Below are 18377 nucleotides of genomic sequence, written 5' to 3'. Positions count from 1 at the left end.
GGCTAACCGCCGGTGCCAGGACTCCGGAAGCCCAAGGTGCGCTGCCCTGCCTGCCGAGAGCGGTGGCGGCGCGGCGGCAGGGCGTCGGCCGACGTCGGGGGAGCCATCCGGGAGCCGACCTGTTCCCCCTCATCCCCCTCATCCCCCTCATCCCGGAACCATCCGGGTCACATCGCGGTCACGCGGGGGTTTTCCCGGGGGCCGGGGTCCCGCCGCCCCCTCGGGTGGGGGCCGCGCCGGTACGGCGCTTCAGGACGCGGAACGCGACGAGGACCAGCACGCCACCGATGGCGAGGGCCAGGGCGGTCGAGGTGAGCTGAAGTACCCAGTAGTGGGAGAAGGGGTGGTAGTCGCGGTAGTAGCTGACGACGTCGAACTTGTCGTACGTGGCGTCGCACGAGAGCTGGTCGATGCCGCAGGGGTCGGGCAGCCGGTCACCGGTGGAGGTGAGGACGCCCTCGTCGACCGTCACTCCCACGCCTGCCGGAACGCCGGGCTCCAGGCCGCTGACGCGGGTCTCGCCGGGCCACAGATAGGGCAGCGCCAGGCGAAGGATGCCGAACACGCCTGCCGTGGCGACGACGGAGGTGATGAGCGCCGGTATGGCGCGGCGCCAGGCGAGCCCGGCCAGGGCGCCGGCGGCCAGGCCGACCAGGGCGAGGGCGACGATAGTGGGGCCGCCCGTGTAGAAGGTCGTCGGGTCGTACCAGCTCTTGGCGGTGCCGATGCGCCCCCGCCCGGCGGACCAGGCGAGGTGGTGCAGCCCGGCCGGCAGACCGGTGCCGACGGCGATGAGGGCGGCCGGGACGGCGAGTTTGTTGGCGAGCCAGCGGGCCGGGGACACCGACTGCGTCCAGGCCAGTCGGGCGGTGCCCGTCTCCAGCTCCCGGCCGATGAGCGTGGCGCCGGCCCAGGCGGCGACGAGGAAGGGGACGGCGAGGACGGCGACGGTGGCGTACTGGTAGACCGCTTTGTAGAGCAGGATCGCGGGCTGGTCGTAGGTGCACCGTGCCGCCGTTCCGCACGCGTCGTACTGCCGCCATCCCGCCGCGGCGGCGTCGGTGAGCGGGCCCCACAGCCACAGCAGCGCGGTCGAGACCACGACCACGATCCCTGCCCAGACGCACAGCGCCGACCGGTGCAGGCGCAGCAGCCACCGGGTCTGGCGGGGCGCGGCGGCAGGCTCCCGGGTGGGCGCGGAGTCAGGAGCGGGGTCAGGGCTGGGGGCGGTGGAGGCAAGGGCAGTCATGCGACCGTCTCCTGGGACGTGGCGGGGGTGCGTATGGAGGTGCTCAAGGGGGTGCTGGTGGGGTCCAGAGCCAGCGCGGGCGTCCCCGGGCTGCGCAGGTGTGCGAGAACCAGCTCCTCAAGGGAGGGCTCGCTGGTCTGCCAGTCACCGGGCAGGGGTCCCGCGGGCCGGATGAGGGCCGTGAGCTGGCGGCCGGTGGTACGGGACTCCACCACGGTGTTCGGGCCCAGGTCGCCGTCGGCACCGGTGGTGGTCTCACTCACGGGGCGGACGACGAGGCGGTGAGCGGCCAGCAGCTCGTCCTTGTCGCCCGCCAGGCGGACGCGGCCGTCGTCGACCAGCAGCAGGTAGTCGCAGCAGTCGTCCAACTCGGCCAGCACGTGCGAGGACATCACGATCGTGGTGCCGTGCCGGGCGGCCGTGGCCATCAGCACTCCCATCAACTCGTGCCGGGCGAGCGGGTCGAGGTCGGCCATCGGCTCGTCCAGCAGCAGCAGTTCGGGCACCTTGGCCAGGGCGACGGCGAGCACCACACGGGTCCGCTGGCCACCGGAGAGCGAGCGGATCTGCGCCTTGGGGTTCAGGTCACCGCCGGCCACGATCCGCTCCGCGGTGGCCGCGTCCCAGCGGCCCGGGTTGAGGTCGGCGCCCATGCGGAGCGTCTCGGCGACGGTGAGCCGCGGGTACAGCGGCTTGTCCTGGTCGACGAACCCGATGTGCGGCCGGGCGTCGGCCGGGTGCCCGCCGAGCACGGTGACGGTGCCCTCGTCGGGGGTCAACAGCCCGGCGGCGAGAGCGATCAGCGTCGACTTGCCCGCGCCGTTGGGTCCCACGAGCGCGCAGATCCGTCCGGCGGGCAGCCGGAACGCGCACTCGCGCAGCGCCCAGTCCCCGTGCCGTTGGAACCGCTTGCCGAGTCCGGTCGCCTCGATGGCGATCGTGGTCATCATCGGTCCTCTCTGGTGATCTCGAAGTGCTCGCCCAGCGCGGCGGTGAAGAGCGCGGCCACGTCGTCCCGCTCCAGCCCGGCGGCCCGGGCACGCTTCGTCCACTCGTCGAGTTCGGCCCGCAGCGGGGAGTCGCCCGGCGCGGTGCCGAGCGACCTGCGGACGAAGGTGCCGAGCCCGCGCCGCGCCTCGACCAGCCCCTCCCGCTCCAGCTCGCGGTAGGCCTTGAGCACGGTGTTCGGGTTGACGGCGAGAGCCTCCACCACCTCGCGAGCCGCGGGGAGCTTGTCACCGGGCTCCAGCATGCCGAGCCGCAAGGCTTGTTTGGTCTGCTGAACGATCTGGAGGTACGTGGCAACGCCGCTGCGCCGGTCGATGCGGTATTCGACCATCCGGTTACCCCCTTTCACTAATTAAGTAGTGAAAGGGTGAGCCACGGGAAGTGAGCTGTCAAGCGGGGGAGTTGTCAGCGCGGCGGGCTGTCGGCGCGGCGGGCTGTCGGCGCGGCGGGCTGTCGGGCGCCGACGCCGCGCGGGGGCGCCGAGTTCGCCGGTGCGACCGGCCTCAGCCCTTCGCGCCCAGTGGCAGTACCCGCGCAGGGGCGGACGAGGAGGAGCGTGGTGGCACCCGGCGTGGAACTCGCGAGCTGGCGCGGTGAGCCCGTCCCACCCGGGGAAGCGGGCCGCGCCGCCGCCGCACGACGGTCATGGGGTAACCGCGTCTTCCCGGCGAGCGGAGTGATTGGGGCACGCCCCGGTGCTGTTGTGACGGGCCGCACCAGGTCGAGCATGCCCCCGCACTCGTCCTGTCGCGCCCGTCCAGGACCAGTCGGGGCGGGGCCGCCCGGGGTCGAACACGACCAGAGTGCCGGGGGCCGGCCCCTACCACCCGGATCGGCCTCGACGGGCTGGGCGGGCAAGGACGTTCGAAGGGACAGGGGGCGCGGGGATCAGGTCCCGGACGGCGGGCGCCGCGGCCCCCCAGGACGCGGTTCATGGCCTCACCGCAGGTGCCGTACTCCGGGCCGACGCTGGCATGTCGGCCGGGGCGGCCGACCCGGAGTTCGGCGGCCCGCGCACATCACGGCCCATGTGGGACCAGTGGCGGTGTGGAGCTTGCGGCGGGCTGATCCGGCCCGGCCGCTGCGACCTCAGCGGCTTGCGCCTCCACGGCCCATGGCGTTGTTCCGGTTCGGATCTTGGCGAGACTGGTTGGTGGTCGCGCTGGAGCGCTGCTGCTGCCCGCCGGGGGCAGGGTTCCAAGCGGCAACTTCCGCTCGGGTCGGCGCCCGGCCCGTGTATCCGTGGCTACTACCAGGGGCGGAGCTGCTGAGGTTAGGGGCCGGCCCCCGGTAGGCAGGGTTGGGGGCGAAGGACTGGCGCCTAGTGGGCTGGTTAGGGTCGGGCTGGTCGGAAACGCGTTCACCGGCCGCGTGGTCCTGGTAACGGGGGGGGTCATACCCGGCCCCACCGTACTGGATGGCGCGATTCCGCTCCGCCGCGGAAAACTGATCGTACTGGCCGTAGTTCTGACTCGGTCCGCTCTGATTAGTGACGTAGTCAGGCGTGCCAGGAGGTTCCTGGTAGAAGCCGCCGGAACTGCTGCTACTGCTGCGTGAAGGGGGTGGCATTTCGTTTCCTCTCCGCGCGCTCTGAAGGCATCGAGCGCCCTGAAAAGGACTACGTAAGATCGCAGCGGGTGGTTCAACGGGTGATTCCCACACACACATCACGGTGAGCCAATCTCCAAGGAGATTGTGCCGGTTTCAACCACCGTCACCGAGAAGGACGGGCGGGCCACGTACGCCACACCACGCCAGGGCGTCACCACCCCGCCGCCGCGTCCAGGCGCGCAGGCCGCGTTCAGCTGCGGGCGCAGTCGGGGCACACGCCCCGATAGGTCATCTCGACATCGGAGACGGCGAACCCGTACCGCTCGGAGGCGGGCAGACCGGCCAGGGGGTCGCCGTCCGGGTGTACGTCGCGGATGGTGCCGCAGCGGGAGCACACCAGGTGATGGTGGGGCCGGTGGGCGTTCGGGTCGTAGCGCTTGGCACGGCCGTTGGTGGCCACCTCGATCACCTCGCCGAGCAGGACCAGCTCGCCAAGGGTGTTGTAGACGGTCGCGCGGGAGATCTCCGGCAGCCGGGCAGCCGCGCGTTCGAGCACGTCGTCCGCGGTGAGATGGACGTGCTCGCCGTCGAGCACCTCGGCGACGACCCGGCGCTGGGCGGTCAGCCGCCAGCCACGCCCGCGAAGCCGCTCCAGCAGGTCACTCATGGCCACCAGCCTAACCATCGTCCGACAACCGTCCGACAATCGTCTAAGAACGAAATGACGGGGTGGTAGTCGTATTGACTTGGACTTCGTCCATCGTAGGATCGGCTCCAGCTACAGCCAAGGGGCAGGACACGGGCAGGGCGCCGCAGGAGAAACCGCGTTGATGGTTCCTGATCCGTGGTCCGCCGTGTCCGGAAGGATTCCCATGTCCGAGAACCACGAGGCGATCGTCGTAGACGCAAAGACGGAGGACACAGGCGGCTGCCCGGTGGCACACGGGCGCGCTCCGCATCCGACTCAGGGTGGCGGCAACCGCCAGTGGTGGCCCGAGCGGCTGAACCTGAAGATCCTCGCCAAGAACCCCGCTGTGGCCAACCCGCTCGGCGAGGAGTTCGACTACGCCGAGGCATTCAAGGCCCTCGACCTCCCGGCCGTGAAGCGGGACATCGCGGAGGTGCTGACGTCCTCGCAGGACTGGTGGCCCGCCGACTTCGGCAACTACGGCCCGTTCATGATCCGGATGGCGTGGCACAGCGCCGGCACCTACCGCATCAGCGACGGCCGCGGCGGCGCCGGAGCCGGCCAGCAGCGCTTCGCCCCGCTCAACAGCTGGCCGGACAACGGGAACCTCGACAAGGCCCGCCGTCTGCTGTGGCCGGTCAAGAAGAAGTACGGCCAGGCACTCTCGTGGGCCGACCTCATGATCCTCACCGGCAACGTCGCCCTGGAGTCGATGGGTCTCAAGACCTTCGGATTCGCCGGCGGCCGTGAGGACGTGTGGGAGCCCGAGGAGGACGTCTACTGGGGCCCCGAGTCCATCTGGCTCGACGACCAGCGCTACACCGGGGACCGGGAGCTGGAAAACCCCCTCGGTGCGGTCCAGATGGGCCTCATATACGTCAACCCGGAGGGCCCGAACGGCACCCCGGACCCGATCGCCGCAGCGCGCGACATCCGTGAGACGTTCCGCCGGATGGCGATGAACGACGAGGAGACGGTCGCCCTGATCGCGGGCGGCCACACCTTCGGCAAGACCCACGGCGCGGGCCCGGCCGACGCCGTCGGCGCCGACCCCGAGGCCGCCTCGATCGAGGAGCAGGGCCTCGGCTGGCGGAACAGCCACGGCACCGGCAAGGGCGGTGACGCGATCACCAGCGGCCTTGAGGGCATCTGGACGGACACCCCGACGACGTGGGACAACAGCTTCTTCAAGATCCTGTTCGGCTACGAGTGGGAGCTGTTCAAGAGCCCGGCCGGCGCCCATCAGTGGCGGCCGAAGGACGGCGCCGGGGCGGGCAGCGTCCCCGATGCGCACGACGCGGCCAAGAGCCACGCCCCGACCATGCTGACGACCGACCTCTCGCTCCGGCTCGACCCGGCCTACGAGCAGATCTCGCGGCGCTTCATGGAGAACCACGACGAGTTCGCGGACGCTTTCGCGCGCGCCTGGTTCAAGCTGACCCACCGCGACATGGGCCCGCTCGTGCGCTACCTCGGCCCCGAGGTCCCCTCCGAAGAGCTGCTGTGGCAGGACCCGCTGCCCGAGCGGACGTACGAACTCGTCGACGCGGACGACATCGCCACCCTGAAGGGCCAGATCCTCGCCTCGGGCCCGTCGGTGTCCGAGCTGGTGTCCACCGCGTGGGCCTCGGCCTCGACCTTCCGCGGCAGTGACAAGCGCGGTGGCGCCAACGGCGCGCGCATCCGCCTGGAGCCGCAGCGCGAGTGGGAGGTCAACGCCCCCGAGCAGCTGGCGACGGTGCTGCGCGCCCTGGAAGGGATCCAGGAGTCCTTCAACTCCGCCCGCACGGACGGCAAGCAGATCTCCCTCGCCGACCTGATCGTGCTCGCCGGAGGTGCGGCGGTCGAGAAGGCGGCCAAGGACGCCGGGCTCGACATCGAGGTCCCGTTCACGCCGGGCCGGGTGGACGCCTCGCAGGAGCAGACCGACGCGGAGTCGTTCGCCGCGCTGGAGCCGACCGCCGATGGGTTCCGCAACTACCTCGGGAAGGGAAACCGGCTTCCGGCCGACCATCTGCTGCTCGACCGGGCGAACCTGCTGACCCTGAGCGCCCCCGAGATGACCGTCCTCGTGGGTGGCCTGCGCGTCCTGGGCGCCAACCACCAGCAGACGCCGCTCGGCGTCTTCACCACGGCACCTGGTTCGCTGACCAACGACTTCTTCGTCAACCTGCTCGACCTGGGCACCACGTGGCGGGCCACGTCCGAGGACGCGAACGCGTTCGAAGGCCGCGACGCCGCCACAGGCGAGGTCAAGTGGACCGGCAGCCGCGTCGACCTCCTCTTCGGCTCGAACTCCGAGCTGCGCGCGCTCGCGGAGGTCTACGCGAGCGACGACGCGAAGGAGAAGTTCGTGAACGACTTCGTCGCGGCGTGGCACAAGGTGATGAACCTCGACCGCTTCGACCTCGCCTGAGCACAACCTGACCCGACGCCCGGGGTTGGGCCCGGACCGGCCTGCCCGGCCCCGGGCCCAACCGCCTCCGGGCTTCCGTGGCCGAGGGCCGCCACCCCCGATACAGGGGGGCGGCCCTCACCGCCTTCCTGACCACCCACCGTCAGGGTTCAAGCGCCCTCACAGGTCGTCGCCCGACCCCGCGCCTCTAAGCCGTTCTCGATTGAAATTTAATAACCTGGTGCCTTGCCAGCATTTCGACACTGATATCGAAATTCTCGGCGGACTGGAAGGACTCCAAGATGTCCTTTTGGGCTGGTCGCGGATCTCCCCAGGTGCCGTAGAGCTTGCCTTCGCTCACGCAGATCGGATTGAGGTCACGCCGCACCACCGCCTCCCAGGTGGCCAATGCGACTCCCGGCGTGTGTGGAGCCCTGAAATCGTCCAGCACAACCACTCCCTGCGGGAGCAGGACATTGCGAGCCGTACCAATGTCTTCCGTGACGTGGTGGTACAAATGCGAGGCGTCGATATGCACGAAGCGGCATGAATCTGCGGCAACTTCTTCCGCCAGGACCGACGTGGGCGCTTCCAGAACTCGGGGAAGCTCGTCGTGAAATGAGAGGTAGTTTTTCTCAAAGACTTCCCGGGTGGCCAGGGGGTGGTACTCCGACACCTCCGCCCCGTTCGCCGCATCAGGGGCCGGCGAGTCGAACAGGTCGCACACCGTAAGCGATTCACCAGGTCGCAAGTGCTGACCGAGAAGAATTGCACTCTTCCCGACGTAAACCCCCATTTCCAGGAGATCGCCGCTCGCGTGAGGGTGAGTCAGAAACCATTCGAAGAGCTGTTGGTCGGTCCTGGAAAACCAACCCGGCACGTCATCGAGCGCCGGGGATAACTGCGCAGCGTCATCCGTAACGGTCATTCAAGTACCTCCCGCTAGTCATTCCGAGGAAGATTGCGGGTGTGCCACCCGCTAGCGCCTGTTGATACGCGCGCAAGCGGCCAACGGTTCACTCGGGTTTCACATGACCGCATGAATCTCGACGTCGAAGCTGGTGGGGAGCGGGTACTCATCATCAGCGCCCGGCTGTAACGCAGCGCTCTCCCACGCCCGGCAAGGGTGTGGACGCCTGAGCCCCGACCACGAGAAGGTGCCCGGCAAGAAGACCGCCCTCGACCGCGAGCGACACGGCGGCCCGGCGGCCCGGCGGCCCGGCGGAGAAAGTCCGCCACCTCCCTGAACCGCCCGGCAGCCGACCGTGCGCGCCCCCGAACACGTCGACGCCTCCGCCCCGGCCTCTCCCCCGAGCGCCAGACCCGCCTCACACACACGTGGGCCGCCCCTCCCCTGGCGAGAAGTGGCGGCCCACGGCCGATACGGCACAGGTCAAGCGGAAACCCGCTCCGACCTGCGGTGCCCCTTAAATGTCGAAGTACAGCTCGAACTCGTGCGGGTGGGGACGCAGCTGCATCGGGGCGATTTCGTTGGTGCGCTTGTAGTCGATCCAGGTCTCGATCAGGTCGGAGGTGAAGACGCCGCCGGCCTGGAGGTACTCGTTGTCGGACTCCAGCGCTTCAAGGACCGCCGGGAGCGAGGTGGGGACCTGGGAGACGTCGGCGTGCTCCTCGGGGGCCAGCTCGTAGAGGTCCTTGTCGATGGGCTCGGCGGGCTCGATCTTGTTCTTGACGCCGTCGAGGCCGGCCAGGAGGAGGGCCGAGAACGCCAGGTAGGGGTTCGAGGACGGGTCCGGGGCGCGGAACTCGACGCGCTTGGCCTTCGGGTTGGAGCCCGTGATCGGGATGCGCATGGCCGCGGAGCGGTTGCGCTGGGAGTAGACCAGGTTGACCGGGGCCTCGAAGCCGGGGACCAGGCGGTGGTAGGAGTTCACCGTCGGGTTGGTGAAGGCCAGCAGGGAGGGGGCGTGCTTCAGGATGCCGCCGATGTAGTAGCGGGCGGTGTCCGAGAGGCCCGCGTAGCCCTGCTCGTCGTAGAAGAGGGGATCGCCGCCCGCCCACAGGGACTGGTGGACGTGCATGCCGGAGCCGTTGTCGCCGAAGATCGGCTTGGGCATGAAGGTGGCGGTCTTGCCGTTGCGCCAGGCGGTGTTCTTGACGATGTACTTGAACAGCATCAGATCGTCGGCCGCGGCCAGCAGCGTGTTGAACTTGTAGTTGATCTCCGCCTGTCCGGCCGTGCCCACCTCGTGGTGCTGGCGCTCGACCTCCAGGCCCGCGCGGCCCAGTTCCAGGGAGATCTCGGCACGCAGGTCGGCGAAGTGGTCGACCGGCGGGGCGGGGAAGTAGCCGCCCTTGTAGCGGACCTTGTAGCCGCGGTTGGTGCCGTCCTCGAGGGCGCCGGTGTTCCATGCGCCGGCCTCGGAGTCGATCTCGTAGAAGGCGCCGTTCGCCCTCGTCTCGAAGCGGGCGCTGTCGAAGACGTAGAACTCCGCCTCGGGGCCGAAGAAGGCGGTGTCGGCGATGCCGGAGGAGGCGAGGTAGGCCTCGGCCTTCTTCGCCACGTTCCGCGGGTCACGGCTGTACTGCTCGCCGGTGATCGGGTCGTGGATGAAGAAGTTGATGTTGAGGTGCTTCTCGGAGCGGAACGGGTCGACGCGCGCGGTGGACAGGTCCGGGACCAGGGCCATGTCCGACTCGTGGATCGCCTGGAAGCCGCGGATCGACGAGCCGTCGAACATCAGGCTCTCGGTCGGGTCGAAAGACTCGGCCGGCACCGCGAAGTGCTGCATGACGCCCGGCAGGTCGCAGAAGCGGACGTCAATGAACTTGACGTCGTTGTCCGCGATGTATTTCTTGGCCTCGTCGGCGTTCTGGAACATCCAAGTCCTCCTACTCCCGCCGCGTCGGGACGGGCTTGCTCCGGGGCGCGGGCACAGTGCGAGGGGCGCGCCTGGTGACCGACCATAGGCAGGGGCCATTTCTCCAGCATGACCCGATTGTTTCGCCGATGTTAACCAGCTGGCGGCGGCCGAGAGCTCAGCTTGCGCGCCGCGCCGCGGCGGATCGAGTCCCGCGCCACGGCGGCACCGGCGCCGCGCCCTCGCCCGCTTCGTGCCCGTCCCGGCCCGGGACCGCCTCGTACCCAGGCTGCCTCGTACCCCGGCCGCCTTGCGCCCAGGCCGCCCCGTACCGGGACCGCCCCGTACCAGGGACCCGGGGGGCCACCGGTGGGGGAATACGGCGCGATACCGTTGACGGGTGGACAACAGGGAAGCAATCGGATCGTGGCTGTCCGGTCCCCGCGCTGCCGCGGAGGACATGGGAGCCGACTTCGGCTACCGCGGAAAGCGGCTCGGACTTCCCGAAGAGGGGCCCGGATCCGTCGCGTCGATCGGACGCAGGTTCGGCGCGATCTTCATCGACTGGGCGCTCTCGGCCCTGATCGGCTTCGCGCTGGCCGACCGCCGGATCGAGGCCACCAACAACTGGGCCTTGGCCGTCTTCTTGGTGATGAGCCTGCTGACCGTCGGAACGGTCGGCTCCACCCCCGGCAAGCGGCTGCTCGGCCTCCGCGTCGTCTCGCTGAACGGGCTCGGCAAGCTGCCGGTGTGGCGCACGCTGGTCCGCACCGTCCTGCTGGGGCTCGCCATCCCCGCGCTCATCTGGGACCGCGACAACCGCGGCCTGCACGACCAGCTCTCCGGCGCCGTCCAGGTGCGGATCTGACCCCGTGGACGAACAAAGCCCGTAGACGAACAAAGAGAGAGGGCGGGGGCCGCCGCTCGCGGGTCCCGCCCTCTTCCTCGTGCTTCCTCGTGCCGCTGGCTCGTGCTTCCTCGTGCCGCTGTTCTGCCGCTCCGTGGGCCTCAGCGGCCGTTCGGCCCCTTCGGCAGCTTCATCCCCTTGGGCATCGGGCCCTTCGGGATGGGCATGTTGCTCATCAGGTCGCCGAGTGCGCGCAGCCGGTCGTTGACCTGGGTCACCTGCGCGCCCTGGAGCACCCTGGGGAGCTTCATCATGCGGGTGCGCAGCTTCTTCAGCTCGACCTGGCCCTCCTCGTCGCCGACGACCAGCACGTGGACAGGTACGTCGCCGACGATGCGCGCCATCTTCTTCTTCTCCGAGGCCAGCAGGCCCCGCAGCCGGTTGGGGTTGCCCTCGCCGACCAGCACGATGCCCGCCTTGCCGACCGCCCGGTGGACGACGTCCTGGCTGCGGTTCATCGCCACGGCCGGGGTGACTTGCCAGCCCCGCTTGAAGTTCTCCAGCACGGCCGCCGCCGCTCCCACCTGGCCCTCCATCTGCCCGAAGGCCGCCCGCTCGGCGCGGCGGCCGAAGACGATCGCGCACGCGAGCAGTGCCAGGAGTACGCCCAGAATGCCCAGGTAGACCGGGTGGCCGATCAGGAAGCCGATCGCGAGGAGTACACCGAAGGTGACGAGCCCCACGCCGGCCAGGATCCAACCGATCTTCCGGTCCACGCGCCGGGTCATCTTGTACGTCTGAGCGATCTGCTTGAGCCGCCCAGGGTTCTCGGTGTTGTTGTCCTTCCTCGCCATGGGGGGAAGTTTACGGTGCGGGATGCCCCGCGGTCCCCTCGCCCCAGCCGTGCTCCCAGCAGCCCCGCCCCGTCCGGGCGGCCCCGTCCGGGCGGCCCCTCAGATGGCGGGGTTCGCCTTCGGCCGGGCCGCCGCGTCGAAGACCTGCTCCGCCTCGTGGCGGGCGCGGGCCCTGCGGCGGTCTTCCAGAACCGCCGTCCACGCGTTGCGGCGCGCTGTGTGCCGGCCGCCGGCGAGCAGGAAGTGCTCCAAGCCCTCCAGGGCGCGCAGGGTGGTCCGCACAGTGATCCCCTCCGTCTGTGATGTCGCGCGTGCTGTCGCGGTGCGTGGTTTCAGCGTCACGCCTCGGTGTTACCAGCGGATGACCGGAGGGTCAAAGTCCACGAAAGCCTGTGCGGCGAAGGTCACTCCCGGCCCGCCGCACGGCTCCCTTCCGTCACGCCAGAATCACGCCGCGTGTCCGTCCCGCCGGCCCCACCGGGACGCCTCTCACCCGGCACTCACCCGGCCGAGGTCGATATACGCGGCGGGGGCGTCCTCCGCCTCCGAGAGCGCGTCCTACGCCGCGGAGGTCGCGTCCTCCGCCGAGGTCGTGCCCTGGCGGGCGTCGATCGCCTGCTGGTAGAGGCGGCCCGCGCGGTACGAGGAGCGGACCAGAGGGCCGGACATCACGCCCGCGTAGCCGATCTCGTCGGCCTCCTCCTTCAGCTCCACGAACTCCTGCGGCTTGACCCAGCGCTCGACCGGGTGGTGACGGGGCGTGGGGCGCAGGTACTGGGTGATGGTGATCAGCTCGCAGCCCGCGTCGTGCAGGTTCTGGAGGGCCTCGCTGATCTCTTCGCGGGTCTCCCCCAGGCCGAGGATGAGGTTGGACTTGACGACGAGACCGGCCTCACGGGCCTTGGTGAGGACGTCGAGGGAGCGCTCGTAGCGGAAGCCGGGGCGGATGCGCTTGAAGATGCGCGGCACGGTCTCGACGTTGTGCGCCAGCACCTCGGGGCGCGAGGAGAAGACCTCGGCGAGCTGGTCGGGCTCGGCGTTGAAATCGGGGATGAGCAGCTCGACGCCGGTGTCGGGCATCAAGGCGTGGATCTGGCGGACCGTCTCGGCGTAGAGCCAGGCGCCGCCGTCGTCCAGGTCGTCGCGGGCCACGCCGGTGATGGTGGCGTAGCGCAGCTCCATCGTGCGGACCGACTCGGCGACACGGCGGGGCTCGTCGCGGTCCAGCTCGGCGGGTTTGCCGGTGTCGATCTGGCAGAAGTCGCAGCGCCTGGTGCACTGCTCGCCGCCGATCAGGAAGGTCGCCTCGCGGTCTTCCCAGCACTCGAAGATGTTCGGACAGCCGGCCTCCTGGCAGACCGTGTGCAGCCCCTCGCTCTTGACCAGGCTCTGGAGGGCGTTGTACTCGGGGCCCATTTTCGCCCGGGTCTTGATCCACTCGGGCTTGCGCTCGATGGGGGTCTGGCTGTTGCGGACCTCCAGGCGGAGCATCTTGCGACCGTCGGGTGCGACAGCGGACACGTCCGGCTCCCTACGTACTTTCGATTCAGCGGCGGGTATCAGCCTACGCCTGCGCTTTAAGGGGTCTCGTACGGGCTCAAGGGCGATGAGCCGCCCTCAGACCGCACGCGGCTCGGGGTCGGCCGACCCCGTGGGTGACACGGAGCCGACGGACCCCGTGCGTGACGCGGTGTCCGTCGACTCCGTGCGCGGCATGGGGTTCGCGGACTCCAGGACCTGGCGCAGGTGTTTCTCCATTACCGGAAGCACCTCGGCGACCGGAACATTCCTGCCCAGCTCGTTGGAGAGCGAGGTGACGCCCGCGTCACGGATACCGCAGGGGACAATCCGGTCGAAACCGGTGTTGTCGGGGTTGCAGTTCAACGAGAAGCCGTGCATGGTCACGCCCTTGGCGACACGGATGCCGATCTGGGCGAGCTTGCGGTCCTCGCCGCGCTGCCCCGCGTTGGAGGGCGCGTACTCGGGACCCATCAGGCGGGGGTCGTAGTCCTCCTGGTTGAGGCGCGGGTCGAAGTCCAGGGAGAGGCCGGGGAGCGCCGGGCGCTCGTCCACCGGGTCGCCCAGCACCCACACTCCGCTGCGGCCCTCCACCCGGGTCGTCTCCAGGCCGAGGTCGGCGCACGCGCGGATCATGGCCTCTTCCAGGCGGCGGACGTGCGCCACGACGTCCACGGGACGCGGCAGCTTCAGGATCGGGTAGCCGACGAGCTGACCGGGGCCGTGCCAGGTGATCTTGCCGCCGCGGTCCACGTCGACGACAGGAGTGCCGTCAAGCGGGCGCTCGTCATCGGTGGTGCGCCGGCCGGCGGTATAGACCGGGGGGTGCTCCAGCAGCAGACAGGTGTCGGGGATCTCGTCGGCGAAGCGCGCCGCGTGCACCCGGCGCTGCTCGTCCCACGCCTCCAGATATTCGACGGCGTCGGCGCCGAACCCCAGGTGGACGAACCGAAGTTCACTTTCAGGCTGGCTGCTCGCCAGGGGTTGCCCCATGCCGTTCCTCCTCCTACCGCCTCTCGGACCCGAGCGGATCCGCGCTCGCGCCCACCGCCACTGTACGGCCGGGGCGCACCGCCCCCGCAGGTGGCTGCCTCCTCACACGTACGGATGAATGCCCGACGAAGGGGGCGAACGGTGTGCGAGGGCCCGTTACATTCGCGCCGTTCCAGCAGGGCGCCCCGGCGTCTGCCGTAAGCCGCGAGGGCAGGAGACCGTAAACCTGATGACGATGGAACGACCTGGGGGTTCCGTGAGCGACGCGACCCAGTCATCCCAGCAGCGCATCCCCAACCGCCAGCTCGCCGCGCTGATCGCCGAGGCGGGCTTCTCCAACGCCGGACTCGCCAGGCGGGTGGATCAGCTCGGCCTGGAACACGGTCTTGACCTGCGCTACGACAAAACCTCGGTGACCCGCTGGCTGCGCGGACAGCAGCCGAGGGGCACGACCCCCGCGCTGATCGCCGAGGTCTTCACCCGCCGGCTCGGCCGGCGGCTGACCGCCCAGGACCTCGGCCTGGACGCGTGCGCCCCGGTGTACGCGGGCCTTGAGTTCGCCGCGACCCCCGCCGAGGCGGTGGACATCGTCAGCGGCCTGTGGCGCAAGGACTCGGGCAGCCACGCCGAGCTGCGGAAGATCGCCTTCACCCCGGCGGGGCTCGTGGTTCCCAGCCGCGACTGGCTGATCGGCAGAGCCGATGAGCGGGTGGCGCGCGGTCCGGAACCCGACGGCCCCTCGGGTCATCCACCGGGGCTCGGTCACCCGCCGGGGCCCGGGCAGACGCCGGTGGGCGCGGGCGCCGGCACAGGTCCCGGCCACGGACATGGACACGGACACGCCGCAGGCCACGGCCACGGGCCGGGCCAGCCGCACGGGCAAGGCCCCGCGCTGGTGCACAGCGGCGGGGTGCGGGTGCCCGCGCAGACGCGGGTGGCGGGCCCCGGCATGGTGGCCCGGCCCGCGCTGTCGGCCGCGCGGCTCGACCGGGTCGAGCGTGGCCCGGGCCAGCGGGTCTCCGGCGGTGACGTGGCGGCGCTGCGCTCGGTCTGCGAGCTGTTCCGCGCGCTCGACCACGCCTACGGCGGCGGCCACGCCAGGCAGGCCCTGGTGCGGTATCTGGAGCACGAGGCCGAACCGATGCTGCGCGGCGTCTACGGCGAGCAGCTCGGGCGCCGGCTCTTCGGCGCCGCCGCCGACCTGACACGGCTGGCGGGCTGGACGTCGTACGACATCGCCGCGCACGGGCTCGCCCAGCGCTACTTCGTCCAGGCCCTACGGCTGACCCAGGCGGCCGGCGACCGCGCTTTCGGCAGCTACGTCCTCGTGACGATGAGCAGGCAGGCCGTCTACCTGGGGCACGGCCGCGAGGCGGTACAGCTCGCGCGGGTCGCGCAGCAGGGCGTGGGCGCCTCGGCGGCGCCCGTCGTCCAGGCGCTGCTGCACGCCGCCGAGGCGCGGGGCCACGGGGTGCTCGGCGAGGTACGGGCCTGCACCGCCTCGCTCGCACGGGCCGAGCGGGCGCTGGAGAGCGCACGGCCCGGGGAGGACGTCCCGCAGTGGGCACGCTTCTTCGACGAGGCGCAGCTCGCCGACGAGTTCGGCCACTGCCACCGCGACCTCCAGCAGTACCGCGCGGCGGCGCAGCACGCCGAGCGGTCGCTCCAGCTGCGGGGCGCGGGGTTCGCGCGCAGCAGGCTCTTTTGCCGGGTGGTGCTCGCCTCGGCCCGGCTGGGGCTGGGAGAGATCGAGCAGGCCTGCGCGCTGGGCGTCGAGGCGGCGCACCAGGCGGCGGAGATGCGCTCGGTGCGGGCGCACGAGTATGTACGGGACTTCGAGCGACGGCTGGAGCCCTACCGCGACGCGGCGCCGGTGCGGCAGTACCGGGAGAAGGTGTCGGCGCTCGTGTGAGACGGAGTCGGGGGATTCGTGGGGATTCGTGGGAGGGCGGATTCGGGGGGACGGATTCCTGGGGGTCGTGGGAGGCGGGATTCGTGGGGGCCTGTGTGAGGCAGTCCCGCGTCAGGCAGGCCTGTACGGGGCAGGCCCGCGTCAGGCGTTGGGTGGCCTCCCGTCGTCCGGATCACGTTCCCGGGACCTCGCTCCCCCCCTGGCCGACACCGTCGTCATCAGCAGGACAGTGGCGACGGTGGCGGCCAGGACGAGGAACGTGGTGGGAAGGCTGAGGGCGAGCGCCTGGGCCAGGACGCCGGTGAGCAGGGCTCCGGCGCCGAAGCCGCTGTCGTAGCCCATGTTCCAGACGGCACTGACGGTGCCGTGGTGCGCGGGGCCCGCGCGGTGGAACATCGCCACGAGGGTGTCGTTCTGGAGGGCGCCCATACCCAGGCCGAAGACGAGCCCGGCGGCGATGCCCACGGGGAGCGCCCGGCCCGCCGGGAGCGTGCCTACCGCCGCGAAGGCGGCCGTGCCGAGCGCGCAGGCCAACGCGGCGGGCGCCGCGAGCCGACCGGCGGCGCCCCGCCGGTCGCTCCACTCCCCCGCCGCCCAGCGGCCCACGATCAGCGCGAGGGAGACCGTGAGGAGCGCGGTGGGGGCCGTACCCGGTGCGGTGAGGGCGAGCGGCAGGAAGGACATGAGGCTGCCGAGCGCGCACACGGAGACGAACAGCAGCAGCCACGGGGTCGCGAGCGCGCGAAGGCCGGGGCGGGCACCCCCGGTGGTGTCCTCGCGGGGCGCGGCGCTCGCGTCCTCTCCTGGTTCGGCGACAGCGGTGTGGCCGGCGTTGGGGCCCGCATTGTGGTCGGCGTCGTGGCCGGCGTCGTGGCTGATGAGGGCGCTGAGCGGGGCCGCCAGTACGCCGAGCGCGGCCGTGGCGAGGAAGACGGGGCCAAAGCCGAACTCCGCCGCGCACCACACTGCCGGCGGCAGCAACGCGACGGCGGGCAGCCCGACCGCGACGCCGTACCAGCCGACGGCCCTCCCCCGCTGTGCGGGCGGCACCAGTTCGGCGACGAGCGCGCTGCCCGCGACGGTGACCATGCCGAAGCCGAGGCCGCGCACGGCGGAAAGCGCGAGCGTGAGGGGCAGCGCGGGCGAGAGGGCGTACGCGAAGGCGGGCAGGCCCATCGTCAGCGCCCCGGCGGTCAGCGCGTGGCGCGCGGGGAAGCGGCGCAGCACCCGGCCCATGGCGAGCTGCGCAGCGACGGTGGTGGCCATGGTGAGAGCGGTCGTCGCACCGGCGCCGCCGTGTCCACCGCCACCGTGTTCGGCCCACAGCGGGACTACGGAGAGCAGCGGGGACGAGTTGCCGAAGACCGCGGCGGTGGAGGCCAGGAGCAGCAGGAAGTCCCGGCTCGCGAGGCCGGTACGGGGGGTGGCGGGCGTGGCTGCGGCGTGTGCGTCGGCGGGGCGTGGGGCCGCAGGGGGTAGGGCGGCAGGGTGTGGGGCGGCGGGGCGTGGGGCGGCGGGTCCGGAACGGGTCGTGCGCATGGTCGAGTTGTAGGGCCGGAGAACCGATCGTGTCCAACGAAGATTTCCGATGTTCCCGATCGGATTCTTCGATGCGTGGCTACGCTCGCCGTATGGAACTGAAGCAGCTGGAGACGTTCCTCGTCGTCGCCCGGCATCTGCACTTCACACGTGCGGCACGGGAGCTGGGTTATGTGCAGTCCAGCGTGACGGCGCATGTGAAGGCCCTGGAGAACGAGCTGGGGGTCGCGCTGTTCGAGCGGCTCGGGCGGCGGGTGGTGCTGACCGGTCCGGGCCGCGAGCTGTGCACACACGCTCGGACCCTGCTGGGGCGGGCCGAACAGGCAGCGGAAGCGGTGCGCGGCGCGGGCGAGGACCCCGCGCGAATACGGGGCACGCTGCGGCTCGCCGCACCGGAGAGCCTGTGCGCGCACCATCTGCCGCCCGTACTCGGCGCCGTGCGCGAACGCTTTCCGCTGCTGCGGCTGGCCTTTCAGCCCGCGGCGCGCGGACCCCTGCTGGACGCCCTCGCCGAGGGCACCATCGACGCGGGCTTCCTCCAGGAGGAGGCGGTCAGCGCGCCGGGGGTGCACGCGGAGCGGATGCGGCGCGAGCCGCTGCGGCTCGTCGCACACCCGCGCCACCCGCTCGCGGCCCGCCGCCGGGTGGCAACCGGGGAACTCGCCCGGGAGACCGTGCTGTTGCTGGAGCCCGGCTGTGCCCAGCGGCTGGTGATGGACCGGGAACTGAGCCGGGCGGGGCTGCGCCCGCCGACGGTGGAGTTCTTCAGCGTGGAAGCGCTGCGGCGGTGTGCCGCAGCGGGCCTCGGGGTGGGGCTCGCGCCCGCCGCTTCGGTCGACGAGGAGATCGCGCGAGGCGAGCTGGCCGCTCTGGCGTGGGAGTGCGAGCCGGTGCTGGACGTCTTCTTCGTCCGCCACGAGGGGCGGCAGCCCGCCCCGGCAGTGCGCGAGCTTGCCGCTTTGGCCCGTCAGCACTGGGCCCCCTGCCCGGCTTGAGGCCCA

Annotated in this window: 15 protein-coding genes; 4 read left to right on the top strand and 11 right to left on the bottom strand. The window is 71.1% G+C overall.

The window, feature by feature from the left end; translation table 11 throughout:
- Nucleotides 1-178 precede the first annotated feature (178 nt).
- From OHB04_RS30390 to OHB04_RS30375, 4 genes are all read right to left on the bottom strand, one after another.
- The gene (locus OHB04_RS30390) at nucleotides 179-1249 is read right to left on the bottom strand and encodes an ABC transporter permease (protein ID WP_326808711.1); all 1071 of its coding nucleotides are present in this window, start codon (nucleotides 1247-1249) and stop codon (nucleotides 179-181) included.
- Entirely contained in the window at nucleotides 1246-2196 is a 951-nt protein-coding gene (locus OHB04_RS30385) for an ABC transporter ATP-binding protein (RefSeq protein WP_326692990.1), read from the bottom strand. Before OHB04_RS30385 ends, OHB04_RS30390 begins: the two co-directional genes overlap by 4 nt.
- A complete protein-coding gene (locus tag OHB04_RS30380) occupies nucleotides 2196-2588 on the bottom strand; it encodes a GntR family transcriptional regulator (RefSeq protein ID WP_326808710.1) in 393 nt (130 codons plus the stop codon). The genes OHB04_RS30385 and OHB04_RS30380 overlap by 1 nt, the downstream gene beginning before the upstream one ends.
- A gap of 1470 nt (nucleotides 2589-4058) precedes the next feature.
- Complete coding sequence (locus tag OHB04_RS30375) at nucleotides 4059-4475, bottom strand: Fur family transcriptional regulator (RefSeq protein ID WP_326690824.1); 417 nt, start codon at nucleotides 4473-4475, stop codon at nucleotides 4059-4061.
- Nucleotides 4476-4680: 205 nt separating this feature from the next.
- Between OHB04_RS30375 and katG the strand changes: the two genes are divergently transcribed.
- Nucleotides 4681-6912 (top strand): catalase/peroxidase HPI, encoded by a 2232-nt coding sequence (katG, locus tag OHB04_RS30370; protein ID WP_326690823.1) that lies wholly within the window; start codon nucleotides 4681-4683, stop codon nucleotides 6910-6912.
- Between the two features lie 187 nt (nucleotides 6913-7099).
- Here katG and OHB04_RS30365 read toward each other — a convergent pair whose 3' ends face one another.
- Both OHB04_RS30365 and glnA read right to left on the bottom strand, forming a co-directional pair.
- Complete coding sequence (locus OHB04_RS30365; RefSeq protein ID WP_326690822.1) at nucleotides 7100-7819, bottom strand: class I SAM-dependent methyltransferase; 720 nt, start codon at nucleotides 7817-7819, stop codon at nucleotides 7100-7102.
- Nucleotides 7820-8318: 499 nt separating this feature from the next.
- Complete coding sequence (gene glnA / locus OHB04_RS30360) at nucleotides 8319-9734, bottom strand: type I glutamate--ammonia ligase (protein ID WP_326690821.1); 1416 nt, start codon at nucleotides 9732-9734, stop codon at nucleotides 8319-8321.
- 379 nt (nucleotides 9735-10113) lie between these two features.
- Here glnA and OHB04_RS30355 point away from each other — a divergent pair, with 379 nt between their 5' ends.
- Entirely contained in the window at nucleotides 10114-10581 is a 468-nt protein-coding gene (locus OHB04_RS30355) for an RDD family protein (protein WP_326690820.1), read from the top strand.
- A gap of 140 nt (nucleotides 10582-10721) precedes the next feature.
- Here the strand turns inward: OHB04_RS30355 and OHB04_RS30350 are convergent, their stop codons facing one another.
- The 4 genes from OHB04_RS30350 to lipB all read right to left on the bottom strand — a co-directional run bounded on the left by OHB04_RS30350 (nucleotide 10722) and on the right by lipB (nucleotide 13925).
- Nucleotides 10722-11414 (bottom strand): DUF4191 domain-containing protein, encoded by a 693-nt coding sequence (locus tag OHB04_RS30350; RefSeq protein ID WP_326690819.1) that lies wholly within the window; start codon nucleotides 11412-11414, stop codon nucleotides 10722-10724.
- A 99-nt stretch (nucleotides 11415-11513) separates the two neighbouring features.
- Nucleotides 11514-11756, bottom strand: coding sequence for a hypothetical protein (locus OHB04_RS30345; RefSeq protein WP_405803273.1), 243 nt, complete (start codon nucleotides 11754-11756; stop codon nucleotides 11514-11516).
- 216 nt (nucleotides 11757-11972) lie between these two features.
- Nucleotides 11973-12935: a lipoyl synthase gene (gene lipA / locus OHB04_RS30340; protein ID WP_326808709.1), complete on the bottom strand. Its 963-nt coding sequence runs from the start codon at nucleotides 12933-12935 to the stop codon at nucleotides 11973-11975.
- Nucleotides 12936-13031: 96 nt separating this feature from the next.
- Nucleotides 13032-13925 (bottom strand): lipoyl(octanoyl) transferase LipB, encoded by an 894-nt coding sequence (gene lipB, locus OHB04_RS30335; RefSeq protein ID WP_326690817.1) that lies wholly within the window; start codon nucleotides 13923-13925, stop codon nucleotides 13032-13034.
- A 229-nt stretch (nucleotides 13926-14154) separates the two neighbouring features.
- Here lipB and OHB04_RS30330 point away from each other — a divergent pair, with 229 nt between their 5' ends.
- Nucleotides 14155-15837 carry a regulator gene (locus OHB04_RS30330; RefSeq protein WP_326808708.1) on the top strand — a complete coding sequence of 561 codons (1683 nt, stop codon included), beginning with the start codon at nucleotides 14155-14157 and terminating at the stop codon, nucleotides 15835-15837.
- Between the two features lie 141 nt (nucleotides 15838-15978).
- On the opposite strand, the gene OHB04_RS30325 is transcribed toward OHB04_RS30330, so the two are convergent.
- Nucleotides 15979-17376, bottom strand: a complete 1398-nt coding sequence (locus OHB04_RS30325; protein ID WP_326808707.1) for an MFS transporter — start codon at nucleotides 17374-17376, stop codon at nucleotides 15979-15981.
- Between the two features lie 92 nt (nucleotides 17377-17468).
- On the opposite strand from OHB04_RS30325, the gene OHB04_RS30320 reads away from it, so the two are divergent.
- Nucleotides 17469-18371, top strand: a complete 903-nt coding sequence (locus OHB04_RS30320; protein WP_326690814.1) for a LysR family transcriptional regulator — start codon at nucleotides 17469-17471, stop codon at nucleotides 18369-18371.
- The last annotated feature ends 6 nt before the right edge of the window (nucleotides 18372-18377 follow it).

Origin of the sequence: Streptomyces sp. NBC_01775 (assembly GCF_035917675.1) — a bacterium.
Lineage (GTDB): Bacteria > Actinomycetota > Actinomycetes > Streptomycetales > Streptomycetaceae > Streptomyces.
Note: the sequence above shows the minus strand (reverse complement) of the source record. Positions and strands in the feature narration are given on the sequence as shown.